This is a genomic window from Pseudochrobactrum sp. sp1633, assembly GCF_030376605.1.
Classification (GTDB): domain Bacteria; phylum Pseudomonadota; class Alphaproteobacteria; order Rhizobiales; family Rhizobiaceae; genus Pseudochrobactrum.
This window is the reverse complement of sequence record NZ_JARRAE010000001.1, coordinates 53809-74442: the sequence shown is the minus strand read 5'-3', so window position 1 is coordinate 74442 and position 20634 is coordinate 53809. Positions and strand designations below refer to the sequence as shown.

Sequence of the window (20634 nt, the reverse complement as noted above, 5' to 3'; positions counted from 1 at the left end):
TCCTATGATGCATAACAAAATTTCTGTCAGCCTCAGGGCAGCAGAAACTATAAAACACGGTGCGGTACGCGTGATCAAAGTATCGTTTTGGCCCTTTAACCGGCCGAATGTTTGGGATGAAATATGGGGTGTACAATGATTAAAAAATCCGATGGGATCAAAACATTAAATCGTTTTGCTTATCTCGCTGCCGGTGCGGCACTGAGTGTTTTTGTCAGTGCTGCGGCTGTTCAGGCTGCAACACCGGCTGATACGCTGGTTCTGGGCTGGACATTCGATGATATGATCACGCTTGATCCTGCTGAATCCTTTGAGCTTTCCACCGGTGAAATTCTCGGTAACTCTTATGACCGCCTGCTGCGTCTTGATCCGAATGATGCTTCCAAGGTTGTCGGCGATATTGCTGAAAGCTGGGAAGTTTCCGAAGACGGTCTGACCTATACATTCAAAATCCGTGAAGGCCAGAAATTTGCCTCCGGCAATCCTCTGACTGCTGAAGATGTGGCCTATTCGCTCATCCGCGCTGTTAAAATCGACAAGAGCCCGTCTTTCATTCTCACCCAGTTCGGCTTCAAGGCTGACAATGTGGAAGAAAAGATCAAGGCAACCGATGCCAACACACTCGTTATCACCGTTGACCAGTCTTATGCACCAAGCTTCGTGCTGAACTGCCTGACTGCTGACGTTGCCTCTGTGGTTGACAAGAAGCTGGTTGAAGAAAACGCCAAGGACGGCGACTACGGTTATGGCTGGCTGAAAACCAACTATGCCGGTTCCGGCCCGATGATCATCCGCGACTGGCGCGCCAACGAAATCGTTGTGCTTGAGCGCAATGACAATTACCGCGGCGATAAATCTCCGCTGAAGCGTGCGATTTACCGCTATGTCAAGGAAAGCGCGACCCAGCGTCTGATGCTTGAAAAAGGCGATATCGACGTAGCGCGTAACCTTGAGCCGGGCGACATTGATGCGATTGCCAAGACTGAAGGCGTTTCTCTGTCTTCCGCACCAAAAGGCACCGTTTACTATTTCAGCCTCAACCAGAAAAACGAAACTCTGGCCAAACCTGAAGTTCGTGAAGCGCTGAAATATCTCGTTGATTACAGCGCGATTGAATCAACACTGATCAAACATATCGGTGTTCAGCATCAGACATTCCTGCCAAAGGGCCTGCTCGGCGCTTCTGATGAAAAACCATACAAGCTCGATGTAGCGAAAGCCAAGGAACTGCTGGAAAAAGCCGGTCTGAAAGACGGTTTCAGCATTACTATGGATGTGCGCTCCTCGCAGCCTGTAACCGGTATTGCTGAATCCATTCAGCAGACTTTTGCTCAGGCCGGCGTCAAAATGGAAATTATTCCGGGTGACGGCAAGCAGACACTGACCAAATATCGCGCCCGTAAGCACGATCTTTATATCGGTCAGTGGGGCACAGACTATTGGGATCCGAATACCAATGCGGACACCTTTGCCAGCAATCCTGACAATAAAGACGATGCATCGGCCAAAACACTGGCATGGCGCAACGCATGGGATATTCCTGAGCTGACAAAGGAAACCAAAGCTGCTGTTCTGGAGCGTGACACTGCAAAGCGTGAACAGATGTATATCGATCTGCAGAAGAAGCTTCTGGATGACGGCCCGTTTGTCATTCTGTTCCAGCAGACTGAAGTTGCTGCCTACCGCAACAATGTTGAAAACTACAAGCTGGGCGTGACCTTCACAACCAACTCTGTTTACAACGTATCGAAGAAATAATCCGGTATGAGTGTAAGTACTGTAACAACATCCGGGCGCAAAAACGCCCGGATCAGCAAATGGGCTCTCGCTATCGGGAGCTTCTTGCTGGTCGTCATCACCACCTATCTCGGGCTTTTGGCCGTGACCTTTTTCATCGGTCGCGTCATCCCGATTGATCCGGTTCTTGCCATTCTCGGTGACCGCGCACCGGCTCATGTTATTGAGCGCACCCGCGAAGAGTTAGGATTTAATCTGCCGATCTGGCAGCAGTTTATCATTTACGTTCAAAAAGCCCTCTCCGGCGATTTCGGCATGTCCGTTCTGACCTCCAATCCGGTCATGACAGATATCAAACGCGTATTTCCGGCGACAATGGAACTGGCGACACTCGGCACCCTTATCGGCGCTGTATTCGGCATTCCGCTTGGTGTGCTCGCAGCTGTAAAGCGCGGCAGCTTCATCGACCAGCTGGTACGCGTTATCGGCCTGTTCGGCTATTCTGTTCCGATCTTCTGGCTCGGTATGATTTGCCTGCTGATTTTCTACGCAAAGCTTGGCTGGGTTGCAGGTCCGGGTCGTATTGACGTGGCTTATGAATATACATTCACGCCGATCACTGGTCTTTACATGCTGGATGCGATTATCCAACGCCAGTGGGATGCGCTCGGCAATATTCTGTCACACATCATCCTGCCGGCCTCGCTGCTCGGTTATTTCTCTCTGGCCTATATCAGCCGCATGACCCGTTCTTTCATGCTCAATGAGCTGGATCAGGAATATATCGTTGCAGCGCGTGCCAAGGGCTTAAGCGAAACTAAAATCATCTGGGGTCATGCTCTGCGCAATGCCGCAGTGCCGCTCGTGACTGTGATCGCCCTGTCCTATGCCGGTATGCTTGAAGGTTCAGTTCTGACTGAGACCGTCTTCTCATGGCCTGGTCTTGGACTTTACATCACCAATTCTCTGCAAAGCGCTGATATGAATGCTGTTCTCGGCGGCACCATTATCATCGGCTCTGTGTTTATTGCCCTTAATCTGCTTTCCGATCTGCTCTATCGGACACTCGACCCACGGACGCGCGCACGATGAGTGAGACAACACTTCCAAAAGAAACATGGCGGGAATGGCTGCTCACTGAGCGTCCGCAATCCCGTGCTCAGGCAAAACTCGGCCGGTCTTATATGATCTGGCGGCGCTTCGCTTCCAACAAGCTGGCGGTACTTGGTCTGCTTATTATCGGTGTGCTGGTTTTTGTTGCAGCTTTTGCACCATTGCTGGCGCCGCACTCACCGGTTGTCGGTGATCTGGCCAATTCGCGCCTGCTGCCAATGGGCTCACCGGGTTATCTGCTCGGCACCGACGATCAGGGGCGTGATATTCTCTCCCGTCTGATCTATGGCTCACGCTGGACACTCTATGTTGTGCTGCTCGTTGCCATTCTGTCGGCTCCGGTCGGTCTGCTGGTCGGTACTGTAGCCGGTTATGCCGGTGGCTGGGTTGATGCGGTTCTGATGCGCATTACCGATATTTTCCTCGCATTTCCAAAGCTCATTCTGGCGCTCGCTTTTGTTGCAGCACTCGGACCCGGCATTGAAAATGCGGTTATCGCTATCGCCATCACCTCATGGCCGCCTTATGCCCGTATTGCGCGCGCAGAAACACTGACACTGCGCAATTCGGACTATATCTCAGCTGTGAAACTGATGGGGGCATCCCCTGCCCGTATCGTTATTCGTCATATTATGCCGCTTTGCCTGTCCTCGCTGATCGTTCGTGTGACGCTGGATATGGCCGGTATTATTCTGACCGCTGCCGGTCTTGGTTTCTTAGGCCTTGGTGCTCAGCCACCGCTGCCTGAATGGGGTGCAATGATTGCTTCCGGCCGTCGTTTCATTCTCGACCAGTGGTGGGTTGCTGCCGTACCCGGCATGGCCATTCTCATTGTCAGCCTTGGCTTCAACCTGCTTGGTGACGGCCTGCGTGACGCTCTTGATCCGCGAGGCAACAACCAATGAGTGATAAGTTACTTTATGTTGATGATCTGCGGGTGTCTTTTCCCACCCGCACCGGCTCGATTGAGGCCGTTCGCGGCGTATCTTTCACGCTGGGTCGTGAGCGTCTGGGTATTGTTGGCGAATCCGGCTCGGGCAAATCCCAGACCGGCCGCGCCATCATGGGCTTGACACCACCGCATGCCAAAATCACAGCCAAGCGTCTGGAGTTTGACGGTATCGACCTGCTTGGCATCTCTGCCAAAGAGCGTCGTTCGTTGCGCGGCAGTCGTGTGGCAATGGTGTTGCAGGATCCGAAATATTCTCTCAATCCGGTGATGACCATTGGTCGCCAGATTATTGAGACGCTGTCCGCTCATGCTCCGGTTAAAAAATCAGAAGCCCGTCAGAAGGCTCTGGAAATGCTGGAAGCCGTGCAGATCCGTGATCCTGAGCGTGTGTTTGATCTCTACCCGCATGAAGTATCAGGCGGCATGGGACAGCGCGTGATGATCGCCATGATGTTGATTGCCCAGCCTGAACTGCTGATTGCCGATGAGCCGACTTCGGCTCTGGATGTCACCGTTCAGCTTGAAGTGCTTGGTATTCTCGACAAGCTGGTAGCCGACCGTGGTATGGGGCTGATCTTCATCAGTCACGATCTGCGTCTAGTTTCCTCATTCTGTGACCGCGTTATTGTTATGTATGCCGGTCGTATTGTTGAAGAAATTGCTGCAAGCGACCTGGCCAATGCAAAACATCCATATACTCAGGGGCTTCTGAACTGCATGCCAAAGATCGGCGCTGACCGTCATCCGCTGCCAACCCTGCAACGTCAGGCGGAGTGGAGCGTATGACCGGTACCAGTACAAAAACACCTGCCCATCCGGCATTGCTCATTGAAAATCTCAATGTATTGTTCAATGAATTCCACGCGTTGAAAGATGCGTCGATCACGGTTGGTAACGGCTCCTCCTTTGGTCTGGTCGGAGAATCCGGTTCGGGCAAGTCCACACTGCTGCGCGCAGTTGCAGGACTGGCACCAACCTCTTCCGGCAAGATCGAGGTCAATGGCAAACCAATACCAAACCCGCGTGACAAGGCTTTCTACAACACGGTGCAGATGGTGTTTCAGGATCCTTACGGCTCCCTGCACCCGCGCCAGACCGTAGATCGCCTGCTGCTTGAGCCTCTGGCCATTCACGGCATCAAAGATACGGAAAAGCGCATCGTGCGTGCGCTGGATGAAGTGGGCTTAGGCTCCGGCTTCCGTTTCCGCTATCCGCATCAGCTCTCCGGTGGTCAGCGCCAGCGTATTGCAATTGCCCGCGCTCTCATCGTTGAGCCAAGCATTCTGCTGCTGGATGAACCGACCTCGGCACTGGATGCTTCCGTTCAGGCGGAAGTGCTCAACCTGCTGGAGCAGATCCGCCGCGACCGCAAGCTGACCTTTGTGATGGTCAGTCACGATCTGGCAGTTATTACCCATATGTGTGATGAGCTGGCCGTGATGCAGAACGGTAAGATCGTTGAAAAGCTCAAAGCCGATGATCTGGCGAAGGGCGTGCTGAAAGAAGATTATACCCGCAATCTGATGGTTGCGAGTGAAGGCTTCAAACGCTGAACGTCTAAAAGCTACAAAAAATCAGGCCGCGCGTCTCACGACCGCGGCCTTTTTTATAAGCTGCGAATGAATAATTTCAGCAACTTACACTCAATATCAGAATCATTTTCTCAACAAAAAAGCCGCCCTGTATTAAGAGCGGCTTTTTTTAAATTCCCCAGTTTATAAAATCAGCTGGCCTTTTTCTGCTTTGCCGAAGCTTTTTTAGCCGGAGCCGCTTTGGCAGGGGCAACAGCCGGAGCATTTGCTGCAGCTTCATTCGCCGCGCGCTGATCCGCACTCATCGGGCTGGTATCAACAACAGAGCGCACAGTGCCATTGGCGCTGATGGTGCAACGGGCATCGCGTGAATCAACTTTGAGGATCACATCCGTGTTGCCACCGCCACCCGGGCGGCTGTCTACAGCAGTAATCACACGCTCAGGAATATAGTAGCGATTAGCAGCAGCTGTAATGCACGGATTTGCCAGTTCAGGCGCTACATTGCTGCGCACGAATTGCGGGAAGCTTGGCATTTGCGAAGCAACCGGAACCGGTGCCTGTGCAGCAGCCGTTGTCGGAGCCGGAGTTGTATTGGATGTTGTGGTACAGGCGGCAACCAGCGGAGCAAACATTGCCAGAAGTACAAAACGTTTTGCGGAACCTGTGCTGGTGCGCATACCATGCCTCATTCATAAAACAGATGTTATTGCAGTGAAATCGTCACTTTTTTTCTGAGCCGAACCTATTCGCTTTTTCCTAAATGTCGAGTGGCAGCACAGTCACACTGACCAACAATCCTTCATGCTCCACAATCAAAATGCCCTGCACGGCCATTATCCGCAGCAGATTTTACGGCGCTTTGCTTATCATCCAGTTCAACGCCGCCCGCCAGTCTGTCATGCGGATCGGCGTGCCGTGATTGCCGCTCTCATAACGGTGCATCACTACCGGATATCCGCCTTTGGTTTTACGCAATGACCTGTAAAAAGCCTCCTGACTGTCAATCGCAAAAACCGGATCGCGGCTGCCGTGGCTCAAGAAAACCGGAATTTTACGTTTAAAAGCCGCGCTTTTATTGAACTTGTCATCCCAGAGCGAACCGAGCAGAGCCAGACCATCGATTTGCTGTGAAGCAGTCGCATCAGTCGCCAACTGCCAGCACAGCACGCCACCGGCAGAGCCACAGGCGACAAAAATCTTCGCACGGGGTGTTTCCTGCCGCATCGCCGCAATAAGCCCTGAAAGTTCTGCCGTGCCTTTGCTCTCAAAATCGGAAAAGTCAGGTGAAAAATAAACACCGCCAGCCTGCACCACCAGATTTTTAAGCCGGTTGAAATTCCCGCCGAAGGTAAAATCGTTCACGCCCTGATGGCGGTTGCCGCCCCTGCCATGCAGATAAAGCACGATCATGGAGGTCTGCGGCGTTAACTTGCCAACCTGATAGGTTTTCACCACGCCCGCCGCAGTTTGCACAACCACATCTTTCTGCTGACTGCGGACTTTTAGCGATACATATTTATCCTGCACGCGTTTTTCGACAATCACATCGCGGCCGTTAATGTCACGTATCTCGTTATAATCGAGGGTGAGATAATGCCCGTTATCCGCACTTTTCAGCACTGTTTGCGAGGAAAACAAGTCATCTTTAAAAGGTTGCAACTGCGATTGCGCATGAGCCGTAGCGAAGCAGAATAATCCTGCAGCCAGAACCAGCGCCCCCGCAGGCCGCAATGAAATTCCCAAAACTCCCACTGCAATCTCCCTTTGCAGCCTCCGGTATTCTCGTAATAAAAATACCCGCGCGCAGAGTGCTGCGCACGGGCTTTTTTGTCAAACCAAGTCTCGTTTAATTAACAGGCTTCAGATTTTGAGCTGATGATAAGAGCGATTGAGATAAACCAGCGCCTCAGCAGTATCTTCCTGTAACTGCTCCACAGAAGTCTGCCGCAAATTCAGTACCTCGCCAAACAACACATGATGCGTGGCATGATCCTGACAGGAGATGACTTTACAATCAAAACTCGCCAGCGCCCCTTTAAGGACAGGCGATCCGGTCACCATCTCATCCCACTCACCCAGAGCAAAGCGCTCTTCCATCGTCAGCTTATTACGACCGGCAAAGGCCTCCGCCAGATCTTGCTGCCCTGCATGTAATACATTGAAAGCAAAAACGCCGTTTTCGATAAACATCAGATTATCGGTATGCACACGCTGCAGACAGATCAGAATAGTTGCCGGATTATCTGATACGGAGCAGCCTGCAGACAACGTCAGCCCCCGCCGCCCAGCGGAACCGTTGGTCGTCACAATATTCACAGCACCGGCAAACTGGCTCATCGCATTGCGATAGCTCAGCGGATCAACTGTCTGATTTGTCGTCACTATAGACTTCACCATATTCATTTGTATTGCTCTGCCAGTATACCGATTGTCCACGCATATAAGGTTTTAACACTCTCATTACACGTCAAATGCAAACTTTACAGCATTAACTGTCGTAATTTAGCTATCAAATGACGGTGATCTCTGCAGTTCATAAACATAACCGGTTGTCATCCCTGCTCAGCTAGGCATTGCAAGCTGCGGCAGAACACTTTACCTCATAAACAATTGTTTTTTTGTAGCCGGAGTTGAACTCACTTCCATGAGACTTGCTGTCAAAATTTGCTGCCTGTCCCTGTGTATGGGAGCAACTGTCCTGTCTGCCGCTCCGGCCTATAGCCAGACTCAGCAAAACGATGATCCGAAAATCGGTATAGTAGTGCCTGAGAGCGGGTCTTATGCTATTCTAGCAAAGCAGATTAAACTGGGCGCGGAAGCTGCCAAGTTACAAAACCAATATCCTGTCAGCCTGATTTATTTGCCTGAACACTGCAAGGCGGAGCAGGACGCTGAAACAGCAGAAAAAATCAGACAGGAAAATATCAAATTCGTCATCGGCTATCTGTGCAGTGAATCGCTTGAAGGTGCTGCGCCCGTACTTGCCCGCGATGGCATTACCATTCTCAGCCTTGGCAGCCGCCAGCAGACACTTCTTGAACAACAAACCAGACAGAGTTTCGGCATTTTCCGGCTTCAGCCGGATCGTAAAATGGCCACCGCTGTTCTGGCAGACCGGCTGGCACCGCTATGGCGGACAGTGCCGTTTGCGCTGATTGAGGACGGCACAGTTCAGGGGCGTGATTTTGCCCGTCAGGTTTTACCGGCATTCAAAGCCCGCGGCCTTGAACCGGCACTCACCGACACCTACCGCCCTGCCCAGACCTCGCAAAATGCATTGGTGGCCCAGCTCAAACGTGCAGGCATCAACCATATCCTGCTTGGCGGTGAAGGCGACGATGCTGCGGTGATTGCCCGCAGCGCTGCTGCCGCCGGATTACCACTGACGATTGCAGGCGGCGAATCCTTGCTACGCGCTGATCCGCAAACTCCGCTTCCCGTCGGGCTGTTAATGAGCAGCATTCCGGAAACCGAAACACAGACCTATACGGACAGTGCAATCAAAGCCATTGCCGCGCTTGCGGGCAAGCAAAGCGATACGCAAGAAATGCTGGCAGATGGTTATGCATTGCCTGCCTATGCTGCGATGCAAATTGTGTCACAAACATTGTCTGACACATCAGAGCCACCAAAACCGGCAGCTTCAATCTTGCAGACAACGCGCTTTGAGACAGTCATTGGTGCCGTCAGTTTTACACCGCAGGGCTTGCGGCAGGAAAATCCCTACAGGCTGATGCGTTTTAACGGCAAAGACTTTGAGCCTGCCAAATAAATAAAACTGATACGGGGGCATAAACGCAATGGCACATTCAAAAGTCTCCAGCCGCAGAGCGGGCATTTCCGGCCCCAGAAATCTCATCACCGATGTCGCAGACCTGCGGGTTGGCAATGCGCAGGATGATTATATCAAAACCGGCGTCACCGCCATTTTGTGCGACCGTGCAACCACGGCCGCTGTTCAGGTCTTAGGCGGCGCGCCCGGAGCGCGGGAAACCGATTTGCTGGAGCCGCATAATACGGTGCAAACGGTCAATGCCATTGTGCTCTCCGGCGGCTCGGCATTCGGGCTGGATGCGGCATCCGGAGTGCAGGCTTTTCTGCGCGAGAGAAAAATCGGTTTTGAAGCCGCCGGACACTACATTCCGATTGTTCCCTCAGCCATTCTCTTCGATATGCATAATGGTGGCGTCAAAGACTGGGGGCGTTACCCGCCTTATCGTGATCTCGGCTATCAGGCAGTAGAAAACGCGCGGGAAGATTTTGACCTCGGCAGTTGCGGTGCCGGTGCTGGTGCCTTGGTGGCCGGTCTCAAAGGCGGGCTTGGTTCCTCATCCCATATTCTGCCCAATGGTATCAGCATGGGGGCATTGGTTGCGGTCAATGCCGTTGGCTCTGTCACAGTGGGCAACACCCCGCATTTCTGGGCAGCGCCCTTTGAGCAGGCCAATGAGTTTGGCGGGCTCGGCTACCCCTCTCCTATGCCAGCGGATGCAACTGATCTGCGCATTAAATTTCGTGAAGGCGGCACTGCTCTCCCTCCGGCAGCCAATACCACCATTGGTGTTGTTGCCACTGATGCGGTTTTGACCAAAGCACAGGCCAAACGACTGGCCATTGCCGCTCATGATGGCTATTCCCGTGCTATCTGGCCGGCGCACACGCCCTTTGACGGCGATCTGATCTTTGCGCTTGCCACCGGTGCCAGCGGCATTGAACCATCCGTTGAGGATTTTATTGATCTTTGTGCCGCTGCTGCCTCAAGCATGGCGCGTGCCGTCGCAAGGGGCGTTTATTTGGCACAACCCAAGGACAATGATCTGTTTCCCTGCTGGAACACACTCAAGAGTTAAAAAACAAAAAGAGCGCCCCTGTCCGGCGCGCTCTTTTCAAAAACTAAATGCAGATTACGATTAATCCTCAGTCTGTCCGAGATTCTGGCGACGGGCGAACAACTCATCCGGCGTTACATTCAGCTGCTCAATCACGCGGGCAATCAATGCGCTTTCTGCCGGATGAATTTCATTATCAGCTTTCGCAATCGTCAGCAGATGCCCGACCAGTGACTGACGGCGCTCAGGCACCATCTCGCTGAACAAGGCCGCGGCCTGCGTGCTCGTGGTTTCATAAGAGAATGTTTTCAGATAATCCGCAATTTCCGGCAGTTCTTCCGGCTTAATATCAAAATCATTCTGCATAATGCGCAACAGCGCATTCATCTCTGCCTGATTTTTCTGACCATCAGCAAAAACCAGCCGCACCAGCAAAAGCAGTTCGGAGACCAGAGCCGGATCTTCCGACAAGCGCTGCACAGCTGTCTTTTTGCTTAAGTAGGCGCTGATACGCTCAAAAATCGTCTCACTCATAACTGTCCCCGAAAATTCTTGTATTGCAGTGTTGGCAAGACTGCGGCCAAATGACAAGTCCTGCCGGGCAATTCTTTAGATACAGGACAGATTTAAACAAACAATTCTGTTATTGCTCTGCTGTATCTTGCGCCGCATTCCCGCAGTCTTTATGAATTGCCCCCAAGATTAAAGTTTGCCGCTTGCCCTCTCCGGTTTTTGCAAGATCAGCAGCACAGCTTCTAACGGTTCTCATGTCCGCATCTATTGATTCCATGCTTCTGCTGTTGGCCCTTGCAGGTTTTATCGCCGGTTTTATTGATGCAATTGCCGGTGGTGGCGGTATGATTACCGTTCCGGCACTGATGCTGGCAGGCATACCGCCTGTTGAGGCACTCGGCACCAACAAGCTCCAGTCTTTATTCGGCTCCTCTTCAGCAACCATTTCCTATGCACGAAAAGGCCATGTGAATATCAAAGAGCAGCTACCACAGGCCTTAATGTCCGGCATTGGTGCCGTGTTCGGTGCACTGCTCGCCACTTATATTCCGGGCGATATGCTCTATGGCCTGCTGCCGGTTCTGCTGATTGCTATCGCAATTTATTTTGCTCTCAAACCGAATGTCGGCGATGTCAGCCGCGCCCAGCGCATGAAGCCGTTTCTCTTCGGCCTCACAATTGTGCCGCTGATCGGTTTTTATGATGGTTTGTTTGGCCCCGGCACCGGCTCTTTCTTCATGCTGTGCTTTGTCTCGCTGGCCGGTTATGGTCTGCTTAAAGCAACAGCACATACCAAAATGCTGAACTTTGCTTCCAACTTCGGCAGTTTCCTGACGTTTCTGGCGTTCGGTGCAATTAACTGGAAAGTCGGTCTGGTGATGGGTGTGGCACAAATGTTCGGCGCTACAGCCGGTGCGCATCTGGCAATGCGCGTAGGCGCAGGACTGATCAAACCATTGCTGATCATCACCTGTGTTCTTCTAACAATCCGCCTGCTGATGGAACCGGCTAATCCGTTGCGTCTGTGGCTCGGCTTTTAAACCTTTAGCGACAGCAAAATAACGCCGCCTGCAATCATCACCACACCTGCCCAGTTAATCGCGGAAAGTTTTTCGCCAAGAAAAACAACGCCAAAAATTGCCACCATGATGATCGACAGCTTGTCTACCGGTGCGACGCGCGCCGCATCGCCGATTTTGAGCGCACGAAAATAGGCGATCCATGATGCGCCGGTCGCAAGACCTGACAGCACCAGAAACAGCCAGCTTTTGGCGGAAATATCCGTCGTTTTCTGCCATTGCCCGCTAATTGTGAGAAACAGACACAGTGCAGCAATAATCACCAGCGTTCGGATAAAAGTCGCAAAATCCGAATTGATTCCTGCAATGCCCAGCTTGGCAAAAATTGCCGTCAGCGCTGCAAATGCAGCCGATACCAGCGCCCAGAACTGCCAGCTTTCTGTCATTATTTTTCCTTTAATCTGCACGCTGAAATAATCAGAGTAGCAATAATCAGGCAGATGTTCTTATTTTTATAGAACAACAAGATCACCTGACAGCAATTTTCTCTGTCATCAGAGAAAAACAATCAAAAAACCTCAATATTTACCACCCGTTAAACTCTTGCTAACCGAACGGTAACGATGTGCGTTTAAAAGAGTGGATAAGAGACATTCATGTCTCCCGCTCCGGATCAGGTACTGCGTACCGGAGTTGTATTTTAATCTGCCGCGTTGAGTGAGGCAGATGTGCCAAGCGTATTTTGGCAATTACCGCGCAAGCTTTTAAAGCCACAGCGCGGTTTTTGCCGTTGCGGATTAAATTCGCACTGTAGCAAACCAATTTTTGCGCTTGTTGCCTGACCAGCCCTCATGCATAATAAAGCGACTGTTTTATAAATCTCATTATATTTCAAAGCCATATTAAAGAATACAAGTATAATACCATCATATTTATATGATTTAATTCACGCTGCAAAAGTAACGCAAACGCATATTTCTGATTTTAATTGTCATGATTTTTAAAAGTCGAAAGATTTAAATCGCGTCTTCCGCATATTTTCCGGCAAAATCAAAATTTTTCACGCTTTAACTGCGAATGTCGCGAATGTGTTACTGATCGTCGTTGTCAAGCCGCTCAGATTTCTCCTTAGAATATTGCATGGGACTATAAAAATAACTGTCTCCGGCAACGGTACCACCGGAGACAAAAAACAACCGGTACCACGGGGAACAGGAGAACACATATGAAGACGTTGTTTGCCTCAACTATTCTGGCTGCCGGTTTACTGACAGTTTCCGGTATGATGTCTGTCTCTGCGCAAGCTGCTGAATGCGGAGATGTCACCATCTCCAATATGAACTGGCAATCAGCAGAATTGCTTTCAAATCTCGATAAAATCGTTCTGAATGCAGGCTATGGCTGCAATGCGGAGATTGTCGTCGGCGACACCGTTCCGACCATTACATCTATGGTTGAAAAAGGTCAGCCGGACATTGCTCCCGAAGGCTGGGTCGACCTGCTGCCGGAAATTGTGAAAAAAGGTTTCGATGACGGTAAGATCATCGCCCTCTCCCAGTCTCTGCCTGATGGCGGTGAACAGGGATGGTGGATACCTAAATATATTGCCGATAAAAACCCTGACATTAAAACCTTTGATGACCTGCTCAAACATCCGGATCTGTTTCCGGATCCTGAAAATCCGTCCAAGGGTGCCATTTATAACGGCGCACCAGGCTGGGGCGGAACCGTTGTTACCAGTCAGTTTTTTAAAGCCTTCGAGTTTGAAAAAGCAGGTTTCAATCTGATTGATACCGGTTCGGCAGCAGGGCTTGACGGCGCGATTGCCAAAGCCAATGAGCGTAAAGAGCCGATTGCAGCCTTTTATTGGGCACCGACTGCTCTGCTCGGCAAATATGAAATGGTTATGCTGAAGACCGGCTATGACATTGATGAAGCCGAATGGAAGCGCTGCAACACTGTGCTTGATTGCCCTGATCCGAAGAAAAACGGCTGGCCGAAAGATCGCGTTGAAACCCTTGTAACCAGCAAGTTTTCTGAACGTGCAGGTCCGGCTCTCGACTACCTGAAGAACCGCTCATGGTCGAACGAAACCCTGAACAAGCTGCTCGCATGGATGACTGATAATCAGGCAACCGGTGAACAGGCAGCCATCCACTTTCTGAAAACCAATGAGGATATGTGGACGAAGTGGGTTCCGGCAGATGTGGCAGAAAAAGTGAAAGCTGCAATCTGATCTTTTGTCTCTGATTTTTATCAGTGACAAAGCGACTTCAAAAATCTCTGTCCGGTGCCCTTTGTGCCGGACAGGCGATCGTTCTTTACAGGAACTGACTGAGCTGCAAATCGGAGAACAGACGCTTCATGGACTGGCTGTACCGCTTTCCCAACCTCGACAATGCAACACTTACCAATCTTAAAAAAGCGATTGACGAGACATTCCGCAGCTTCACCCGTGCTTACGGGGATGCGATTGAAGGTTTTTTCAATCCGCTGCAATTTTTTCTGATTAAAGCAGAGCGCTTTATGACCGGCACGCCGTGGCCTGTTATTTTGCTGATAATTGCTGTTATTGCATGGTTCTCCAGCCGCAGCCTTAAAATTACAATCGGCTCTGTCATTACATTGTTCATCATCGGTTATCTCGGCATGTGGGAAGATACGATGAAAACAATCTCGATGATTTTCGTCTGTACCGTCATCGCCATTCTGGTTGGCATTCCGACCGGCATTCTGATGGCCAAATCCAATCGTCTGCAAAGTTTCATCAGCCCTGTGCTGGATATTATGCAGACAATGCCGAGCTTTGTTTATCTCATTCCCGTGGTTATGCTGCTCGGCATCGGCCGTGTACCCGGGTTAATCGCCGTTGTTATCTATGCCATTCCCCCGATTATCCGCCTGACCAATCTCGGCATCCGGCAGGTTGACCGTGATGTACTGGAGGCAGCCGATGCATTTGGCTCCTCCCCCTGGCAGAAGCTCAAGAATGTGCAGCTGCCCTTGGCGCTGCCCACAATTATGGCTGGCATCAACCAGACAATCATGATGGCGCTGGCAATGGTAGTTATTGCCTCGATGATTGGTGTGCAGGGGCTGGGACAACCGGTGCTCAAAGCCATTTCCAACCAGTATTTCACGCTGGGTATTTTCAACGGCATGGCGATCGTCGGCATTGCGATCATCTTTGACCGTATCAGTCAGGCATATGGCGCGCGGCTGCAGAAGCATCTGGAGATAACGCATGGCTAATCATTCACCAGCTTCGACCACGGAACAACCTGCGGCGGGCATTTCAATCCGTCATCTTTACAAGATTTTCGGCCATGATCCGAAAACCTGCGTGCAGCTTGTCAAAGACGGCATGACCAAAGCAGAGCTGAATGACAAGCACGGGCATATTCTTGGCCTGCGGGATATTAATATTGATATGCCCGCGGGCGGCATTCAGGTGGTTATGGGTTTGTCTGGTTCCGGCAAATCCACACTCATCCGCCATATCAACCGGCTGATTGATCCGACCAGCGGCGAGTTGCTGGTGGATGGCGAAGATGTTGTCACCATGTCACCGGCGCAGCTACGTGAATTCCGCCGCCTTAAAACGGCAATGGTGTTTCAGAAATTCGCTCTGCTACCTCACCGCACGGTTCTGGAAAACACCGTTTACGGGCTGGAAATTCAAGGCGCCCCCCGCGCCAGACGGCTGGAAGAAGCGCATCGCTGGATTGAGCGTGTCGGCCTGAAAGGCTTTGAGGAAAAATATCCGAACCAATTGTCAGGCGGCATGCAGCAGCGTGTCGGCCTTGCCCGCGCGCTCACCAATGATGCACCAATCCTGCTGATGGACGAGGCATTTTCGGCACTTGATCCGCTGATCCGTGTTGATATGCAATCCGTTCTGCTTGATCTGCAAAAGGAAATCAAAAAGACCGTCGTCTTCATCACCCATGATCTGGATGAAGCTTTGCGACTTGGCGACCGGATTGCGATTTTGCGTGATGGTGAAATTATTCAGCAAGGCACGGGTCAGGACATCGTGCTCAATCCCGCAGATGCCTATATTGAAAGCTTTGTGCAGGAGGTCAATCGCGGGCGGGTCATCCGTGTCGATACGATCATGACACCACCTCAGGGCGACAGCAGCGATTTGCCGGTCATCCGCTTTGACAGCCTGCTGGAGGAAGCGATGCGCAAGCTGGTCGATGAAAAATCCGAGCAGATTAATGTTTGCTGTGAAAAGGGTCTGATTATCGGCCAGACATCCGTCACTTCAGTTATGGCGGCAATGGTCAGACGTTAAAGCATGTCGCAGCTAAATGAATTCATTTAGCGTTCGCGAACATGCGGCAATTAAAAGAATCTAGAGCTACTTTTGTGCGCCCAATAGGGCGCCCGGCGCTCTAATCGGAAATATTACTGTCAAAAAGCCCGCCGCGTTTTCACGCGGCGGGCTTTTATATGTCTTTTCAGAGCATCCGGATGCTCAGGCCAATATTGACTGACCAATATTACTGAATAGTCTGCTGCACTGCGCGGCCGGTATCTTTTACATCTTTACCAACGCCACGCACAGTATTGGCGCAGGCTGCCAGCGAAAGCGCACAAAGAACAATAACAAACGGAGCAAACACAGAAGTCTTCATCAAGATATCTCCTAAACCATATATGAAAAGCTGATCTGCTTTTCTGACAGAGCATGCTAAAGCAGAAAAGCCTCATATCTCTAAACGCAACAGAACCTGTTACGGTTGCATCAGAAAATCAATGTTTTAAAATTATTACGGGCAATTTTTCGCGCAGAGCACTTAAAAAAGCTGCTTCGTTATTTAGCAATATAATGTTCGCGACATACGGAGAATTTATAGCAATTCTAAGATTATAATTTTTCTGCGTTTGCGCGCCATTTTTCGATATGAAATTACCATTTTACGACAGGCATTTGGCCGCACTTCCCTAATACCGAAGAATATGTCTCAATAAGAATATCCTGATTGCGTCGTCTGTGTGGGACAGAATTACGGCCGGTCAGACATAAAAATATAAAATAATATACGGGAACATGGCCATGAATGATAAAGCACGGCTCAAGAGGTCCATTGTCTTTTTTTTGGTACCTAACTTTTCTATGATCGCTTTTGCGACAGCGATTGAACCGTTGCGCATTGCCAATCGTATGCTTGGTTTTGAGGCCTATCGCTGGCGTCTGGCTTCTGCAGACGGCAGGCCCGTTATGGCATCCAGCGACATTGAAATTGCCGCCAACACATCTCTGGATGATGAGCGCCGCAACCTGATCGGGGAAAACCGCCCCAGCATGGTCTTTGTTTGTGCCGGTGTGCATGTGGAAAACTACAACAACAAGTCAACACTGGCCTGGCTGCGTGAATCCTACAATCGCGGGATTTCGGTTGGCGGCCTTTGCACCGGCGCACATATCGTTGCCGCAGCCGGTTTGCTTTCCGGCAAACGCTGCGCAATCCATTGGGAAAACCTGCCTGGCTTTTCTGAAACATTTCCAAAAGCTGAGGTCTATGCCGATCTGTTTGAGATCGACAGCAATCTCTACACCTGTGCGGGCGGCACCGCAGCACTGGATATGATGCTGAAACTGATCGGCGACGACTTTGATGAAAATCTGGTCAACAGTATCTGCGAGCAGGCTTTGACCGACCGTGTGCGTAAGCCGCATGACCGTCAGCGCCTGCCGTTGCGTGCACGCCTTGGCGTACAGAACTCGAAAGTGCTTTCAATCATTGAAATGATGGAAGGTTGCCTCACAGAGCCTCTGTCGCTGCTTGATGTGGCCGGAAATGTCGGTCTGTCACGCCGCCAGATTGAGCGCCTGTTCCGTCAGGAAATGGGACGCTCACCGGCGCGCTATTATCTGGAAATTCGTCTCGACCGCGCACGGCATTTGCTCATCCAGTCTTCCATGCCGGTGGTTGAGGTCGCTGTGGCCTGCGGCTTTGTCTCCGCCTCGCATTTCTCCAAATGCTACCGTGAGCTTTATGGCCGCTCACCGCAGCAGGAACGTGCCGACAGAAAACAGCTGATCGCTGCTTAAAATATAAAAAGGCCGGTCTTACCGGCCTTTTTCTTTTGCACTCAATACATAAAAAATCACCGACATCTCAAAGGAAATACCGGTGATTTTTATCTCTGCTATTATTGAGACGTTTAAGCCTTCAAACACTCATTTTCTGGATCAAACGGTGATTCAGGCACAATGGTTGCCTTGTAGTTTTTGCCGAGAATATTGATTTCCAGCTCTGTACCGATCGCAGCATGTTCCGGTTTCACCATTGCCAGTGCAATGCTCTTATTGAGGCGCCATGCAAAGCCGCCATTGGTGGCACGGCCAACCAGTTTGCCATCTTTATAAATCGCCTCGGAGCCACGGGCATCTGCATCGTCAACATTGTGAACTTCGAGTGTCACAAAGTTCCAGCGCAGACCTTTTTCCCGCGCGGCAACCGCAGCATCGCGGCCGATAAACTCACCTTTATTCGGATGGACAAAGCGATCCAGTCCGGATTCAAAGGCGTTGTATTCAACCGACATTTCACGCGGGATCAGGCGATAGGATTTTTCAATTCCCATCGACAGCATGGCGCGGATACCAAATGGCTTGATACCAAATTCAGCACCGGCTTCCATCACCAGATCATAGATCGTGTTTTGCTGCTCAATCGGGTGATGCAGCTCCCAGCCCAGTTCCCCGACAAAGTTGACGCGCAAAGCATGGGCAGTCGCAGTGCCAACGCTGATTTCCTTACCTGTCAGCCAAGGGAAATCCTCATTGGAAAGACTGGTACGGGTGAGCTTCTGCAAGACTTTACGGCTGTTTGGCCCTGCAAGTACCAGCACACCATATTTCTGGGTGATCGGGCGCAGAATAACCGAGCCGTCTTTTGGCGCCAGCTTATAGAGATAATCGTGGTCGATACTCTCATAGGCACCGGCAGATACCAGATAGAAGCTACCAGGCTTCCACTCATAGACGGTAAATTCGCTCTGCACACCGCCTTGCGCGGTCAGCATATGGCTCAGCGCCACGCGCCCCTGCTTCTTCGGCACACGATTGGCGAGAATGCTTTCCAGCCACTGACGTGCGCCGGAGCCTGTCACTTCCATCTTGGCGAAAGGCGACATATCCAGCAGGCCGACATTATTGGTGACATTTTTCACCTCATTGCCGACATGCTCAAAATAGTTCGAGCGGCGGAACGACCAGAGTTCTTTAACTTTGCCATTGGCATCCGGCTCCGGATGGTTCTGGTTCAGCAACACGTCCGGCTTGTCCAATGAGGCAACATCGATGCCATAGCCTTCCGGTGCAAACCAGTTGGCACGCTCCCAGCCATAGACAGAACCAAATACCCCGCCCAGAGCCTTCTGGCGATCATAGGATGGCGAGCGCTTCAGAGGACGCGCAGCAGTGCGTTCTTCATCCGGATAATGCACGGTGAAAACATCGGCATAGGCTTCTTCAGCCTTTTCCTTGAGATAACCTTCGGTCACATAAGGGCCAAAGCGGCGCGGATCGACACCCATCATATCAATCGACGGCTCACCTTCGACAATCCATTCGGCAAGCTGCCAGCCTGCACCACCCGCCGCAGTCACACCGAAGGAATGGCCTTCATTGAGCCAGAAATTCTTCAATCCCGGTGCAGGACCGATAATCGGATTACCATCCGGCGTATAGGCAATCGCGCCGTTATAAACTTTCTTGATACCCACTTCACCAAAGGCCGGAACGCGCGCAATCGCGGTTTCAATATATGGCATCAGGCGTTCGAGGTCTTCCTGAAACAGCTCATATTCACTCTCATCGGACGGGCCGTCCTGATAGCAAACCGGCGCGCCGATTTCATATGGCCCGAGCAACAACCCGCCATTTTCTTCGCGCATATACCATGAGCTGTCGCTCTCGCGCAGCACGCCCATTTCCGGCAGGCCTTTGGCCTTACGCTCCACAATCGCCGGATGCGGCTCGGTGACAATATACTGATGCTCAACAGGCACCACAGGCACGGTCAGCCCAACCATTTTGCCGGTTTTGGCAGCAAAACTACCCGAAGCCGAAATCACATGATCTGCAGTGATATCGCCCTTATCGGTCTTCACCAGCCATTTGCCGTCCGGCAGCTGCTCAATTCCGGTCACCGATGTGTAACGATAAATCGTAGCGCCCATATCACGCGCGCCTTTTGCCAGCGCCTGTGTGAGATCTGCGGGCTGAATATAACCGTCATCTAGATGCTGGATCGCGCCCAGAATGCCGTCTGTCTCGGCAAGCGGCCAAACCTCTTTCACCTCTTCCGGTGTCAGCAGCTTCACCGGCACATCAATTGTCTGCGCAACACCGGCATAATACATATATTCGTCCCAGCGATCCTTGGTACGCGCGAGACGAATATTGGTGCAATTGCTGAAACCGACATTCAGTCCCGTTTCTTTTTCCAGTTCCTGATAGAATTTGACTGAATATTTATGAATCTGGCCAACCGAATAGCTTAGGTTAAACAGAGGCAGCAGCCCCGCCGCATGCCATGTCGAGCCTGAGGTGAGCTCCTTGCGTTCGATCAGCACAGAATCTGTCCAGCCTTTTTTGGCCAGATGATAGAGCGTAGACACGCCTACCACACCACCACCAATAACCACCGCACGGGCATGGGTCTTCATGAAATCTATTCCTCTGAACCGACAATGCCGCGTCTTTTTTTCAGGAGCGGTCCGGCACTGCAATACTCTGAAACAGCCTGTTATTTCACAGCCTTTATCCGGCAAGGGAGATAACGTGGCAGGGCGCAAATCTCTCGCCTTTACGCACCTGTTATCAGGCAGCCCTCAAGGTCGATTGCGCTTACTATGCTGCCAGTTCAAAGGCTTGTAAGGTCTGTTTGCGACACAGCCGAAAAGCGCCGCGACGC

19 protein-coding genes are annotated in these 20634 nt (G+C 51.3%); 12 read left to right on the top strand and 7 right to left on the bottom strand.

Translation table 11 applies throughout. From position 1 onward, the window contains the following. Positions 1–135: 135 nt before the first annotated feature. Genes P8H26_RS00355 through P8H26_RS00335 form a run of 5 tightly spaced genes read left to right on the top strand, consistent with a single transcriptional unit; the run spans position 136 to position 5355 of the window. Positions 136–1758, top strand: a complete 1623-nt coding sequence (locus tag P8H26_RS00355) for an ABC transporter substrate-binding protein (protein WP_289630891.1) — start codon at positions 136–138, stop codon at positions 1756–1758. A gap of 6 nt (positions 1759–1764) precedes the next feature. After that, a complete protein-coding gene (locus P8H26_RS00350; protein WP_289630890.1) occupies positions 1765–2829 on the top strand; it encodes an ABC transporter permease in 1065 nt (354 codons plus the stop codon). Then, positions 2826–3755, top strand: coding sequence for an ABC transporter permease (locus tag P8H26_RS00345; protein ID WP_289630889.1), 930 nt, complete (start codon positions 2826–2828; stop codon positions 3753–3755). Before P8H26_RS00350 ends, P8H26_RS00345 begins: the two co-directional genes overlap by 4 nt. Next, complete coding sequence (locus P8H26_RS00340; RefSeq protein ID WP_289630888.1) at positions 3752–4588, top strand: ABC transporter ATP-binding protein; 837 nt, start codon at positions 3752–3754, stop codon at positions 4586–4588. The genes P8H26_RS00345 and P8H26_RS00340 overlap by 4 nt, the downstream gene beginning before the upstream one ends. Continuing rightward, on the top strand, positions 4585–5355 hold the full coding sequence (locus P8H26_RS00335) for an ABC transporter ATP-binding protein (protein ID WP_289630887.1): 771 nt from the start codon (positions 4585–4587) through the stop codon (positions 5353–5355). The genes P8H26_RS00340 and P8H26_RS00335 overlap by 4 nt, the downstream gene beginning before the upstream one ends. Positions 5356–5525: 170 nt before the next feature. Here the strand turns inward: P8H26_RS00335 and P8H26_RS00330 are convergent, their stop codons facing one another. The 3 genes from P8H26_RS00330 to P8H26_RS00320 form a co-directional block, all read right to left on the bottom strand. Further along, positions 5526–6014: a hypothetical protein gene (locus P8H26_RS00330; RefSeq protein WP_289630886.1), complete on the bottom strand. Its 489-nt coding sequence runs from the start codon at positions 6012–6014 to the stop codon at positions 5526–5528. Positions 6015–6186: 172 nt separating this feature from the next. After that, on the bottom strand, positions 6187–7089 hold the full coding sequence (locus P8H26_RS00325) for an alpha/beta hydrolase (RefSeq protein WP_289630885.1): 903 nt from the start codon (positions 7087–7089) through the stop codon (positions 6187–6189). Positions 7090–7197: 108 nt separating this feature from the next. Continuing rightward, entirely contained in the window at positions 7198–7740 is a 543-nt protein-coding gene (locus tag P8H26_RS00320) for a flavin reductase family protein (RefSeq protein ID WP_289630884.1), read from the bottom strand. A 280-nt stretch (positions 7741–8020) separates the two neighbouring features. Between P8H26_RS00320 and P8H26_RS00315 the strand changes: the two genes are divergently transcribed. After that, on the top strand, positions 8021–9109 hold the full coding sequence (locus tag P8H26_RS00315) for an ABC transporter substrate-binding protein (protein WP_289630883.1): 1089 nt from the start codon (positions 8021–8023) through the stop codon (positions 9107–9109). A 28-nt stretch (positions 9110–9137) separates the two neighbouring features. Beyond that, positions 9138–10187, top strand: a complete 1050-nt coding sequence (locus P8H26_RS00310) for a P1 family peptidase (RefSeq protein WP_289630882.1) — start codon at positions 9138–9140, stop codon at positions 10185–10187. Between the two features lie 60 nt (positions 10188–10247). Here the strand turns inward: P8H26_RS00310 and P8H26_RS00305 are convergent, their stop codons facing one another. Next, positions 10248–10700, bottom strand: a complete 453-nt coding sequence (locus P8H26_RS00305; protein ID WP_289630881.1) for a TerB family tellurite resistance protein — start codon at positions 10698–10700, stop codon at positions 10248–10250. 233 nt (positions 10701–10933) lie between these two features. Between P8H26_RS00305 and P8H26_RS00300 the strand changes: the two genes are divergently transcribed. After that, the gene (locus P8H26_RS00300; protein WP_289630880.1) at positions 10934–11719 is read left to right on the top strand and encodes a TSUP family transporter; all 786 of its coding nucleotides are present in this window, start codon (positions 10934–10936) and stop codon (positions 11717–11719) included. Here P8H26_RS00300 and P8H26_RS00295 read toward each other — a convergent pair. Beyond that, positions 11716–12144, bottom strand: coding sequence for an EamA family transporter (locus P8H26_RS00295; protein WP_289630879.1), 429 nt, complete (start codon positions 12142–12144; stop codon positions 11716–11718). The genes P8H26_RS00300 and P8H26_RS00295 overlap by 4 nt on opposite strands. 779 nt (positions 12145–12923) lie before the next feature. Between P8H26_RS00295 and P8H26_RS00290 the strand changes: the two genes are divergently transcribed. From P8H26_RS00290 to P8H26_RS00280, 3 genes are all read left to right on the top strand, one after another. Next, positions 12924–13934 carry an ABC transporter substrate-binding protein gene (locus P8H26_RS00290; RefSeq protein WP_289630878.1) on the top strand — a complete coding sequence of 337 codons (1011 nt, stop codon included), beginning with the start codon at positions 12924–12926 and terminating at the stop codon, positions 13932–13934. Positions 13935–14062: 128 nt separating this feature from the next. Then, positions 14063–14950 carry a proline/glycine betaine ABC transporter permease gene (locus tag P8H26_RS00285; RefSeq protein ID WP_289630877.1) on the top strand — a complete coding sequence of 296 codons (888 nt, stop codon included), beginning with the start codon at positions 14063–14065 and terminating at the stop codon, positions 14948–14950. Continuing rightward, positions 14943–15998, top strand: coding sequence for a glycine betaine/L-proline ABC transporter ATP-binding protein (locus tag P8H26_RS00280; protein ID WP_289630876.1), 1056 nt, complete (start codon positions 14943–14945; stop codon positions 15996–15998). The genes P8H26_RS00285 and P8H26_RS00280 overlap by 8 nt, the downstream gene beginning before the upstream one ends. 208 nt (positions 15999–16206) lie before the next feature. Here P8H26_RS00280 and P8H26_RS00275 read toward each other — a convergent pair whose 3' ends face one another. Beyond that, positions 16207–16341, bottom strand: a complete 135-nt coding sequence (locus P8H26_RS00275) for an entericidin A/B family lipoprotein (RefSeq protein ID WP_289630875.1) — start codon at positions 16339–16341, stop codon at positions 16207–16209. 422 nt (positions 16342–16763) lie between these two features. Here P8H26_RS00275 and P8H26_RS00270 point away from each other — a divergent pair, with 422 nt between their 5' ends. Beyond that, positions 16764–17762 (top strand): GlxA family transcriptional regulator, encoded by a 999-nt coding sequence (locus P8H26_RS00270; protein ID WP_289630874.1) that lies wholly within the window; start codon positions 16764–16766, stop codon positions 17760–17762. 113 nt (positions 17763–17875) lie between these two features. Here P8H26_RS00270 and P8H26_RS00265 read toward each other — a convergent pair whose 3' ends face one another. After that, on the bottom strand, positions 17876–20386 hold the full coding sequence (locus P8H26_RS00265; RefSeq protein WP_289630873.1) for an FAD-dependent oxidoreductase: 2511 nt from the start codon (positions 20384–20386) through the stop codon (positions 17876–17878). Positions 20387–20634: the final 248 nt, after the last annotated feature.

Bases quoted from the DNA above. Each gene is read 5' to 3' on its own strand.
- P8H26_RS00305 (WP_289630881.1), bottom strand. From the start codon at position 10,700: ATGAGTGAGACGATTTTTGAGCGTATCAGCGCCTACTTAAGCAAAAAG.
- P8H26_RS00340 (WP_289630888.1), top strand. From the start codon at position 3,752: ATGAGTGATAAGTTACTTTATGTTGATGATCTGCGGGTGTCTTTTCCC.
- P8H26_RS00300 (WP_289630880.1), top strand. From the start codon at position 10,934: ATGTCCGCATCTATTGATTCCATGCTTCTGCTGTTGGCCCTTGCAGGT.
- P8H26_RS00290 (WP_289630878.1), top strand. From the start codon at position 12,924: ATGAAGACGTTGTTTGCCTCAACTATTCTGGCTGCCGGTTTACTGACA.
- P8H26_RS00355 (WP_289630891.1), top strand. From the start codon at position 136: ATGATTAAAAAATCCGATGGGATCAAAACATTAAATCGTTTTGCTTAT.
- P8H26_RS00330 (WP_289630886.1), bottom strand. From the start codon at position 6,014: ATGCGCACCAGCACAGGTTCCGCAAAACGTTTTGTACTTCTGGCAATG.
- P8H26_RS00295 (WP_289630879.1), bottom strand. From the start codon at position 12,144: ATGACAGAAAGCTGGCAGTTCTGGGCGCTGGTATCGGCTGCATTTGCA.
- P8H26_RS00270 (WP_289630874.1), top strand. From the start codon at position 16,764: ATGAATGATAAAGCACGGCTCAAGAGGTCCATTGTCTTTTTTTTGGTA.
- P8H26_RS00310 (WP_289630882.1), top strand. From the start codon at position 9,138: ATGGCACATTCAAAAGTCTCCAGCCGCAGAGCGGGCATTTCCGGCCCC.
- P8H26_RS00315 (WP_289630883.1), top strand. From the start codon at position 8,021: ATGGGAGCAACTGTCCTGTCTGCCGCTCCGGCCTATAGCCAGACTCAG.
- P8H26_RS00265 (WP_289630873.1), bottom strand. From the start codon at position 20,386: ATGAAGACCCATGCCCGTGCGGTGGTTATTGGTGGTGGTGTGGTAGGC.
- P8H26_RS00350 (WP_289630890.1), top strand. From the start codon at position 1,765: ATGAGTGTAAGTACTGTAACAACATCCGGGCGCAAAAACGCCCGGATC.
- P8H26_RS00280 (WP_289630876.1), top strand. From the start codon at position 14,943: ATGGCTAATCATTCACCAGCTTCGACCACGGAACAACCTGCGGCGGGC.
- P8H26_RS00345 (WP_289630889.1), top strand. From the start codon at position 2,826: ATGAGTGAGACAACACTTCCAAAAGAAACATGGCGGGAATGGCTGCTC.
- P8H26_RS00320 (WP_289630884.1), bottom strand. From the start codon at position 7,740: ATGAATATGGTGAAGTCTATAGTGACGACAAATCAGACAGTTGATCCG.
- P8H26_RS00285 (WP_289630877.1), top strand. From the start codon at position 14,063: ATGGACTGGCTGTACCGCTTTCCCAACCTCGACAATGCAACACTTACC.
- P8H26_RS00275 (WP_289630875.1), bottom strand. From the start codon at position 16,341: ATGAAGACTTCTGTGTTTGCTCCGTTTGTTATTGTTCTTTGTGCGCTT.
- P8H26_RS00335 (WP_289630887.1), top strand. From the start codon at position 4,585: ATGACCGGTACCAGTACAAAAACACCTGCCCATCCGGCATTGCTCATT.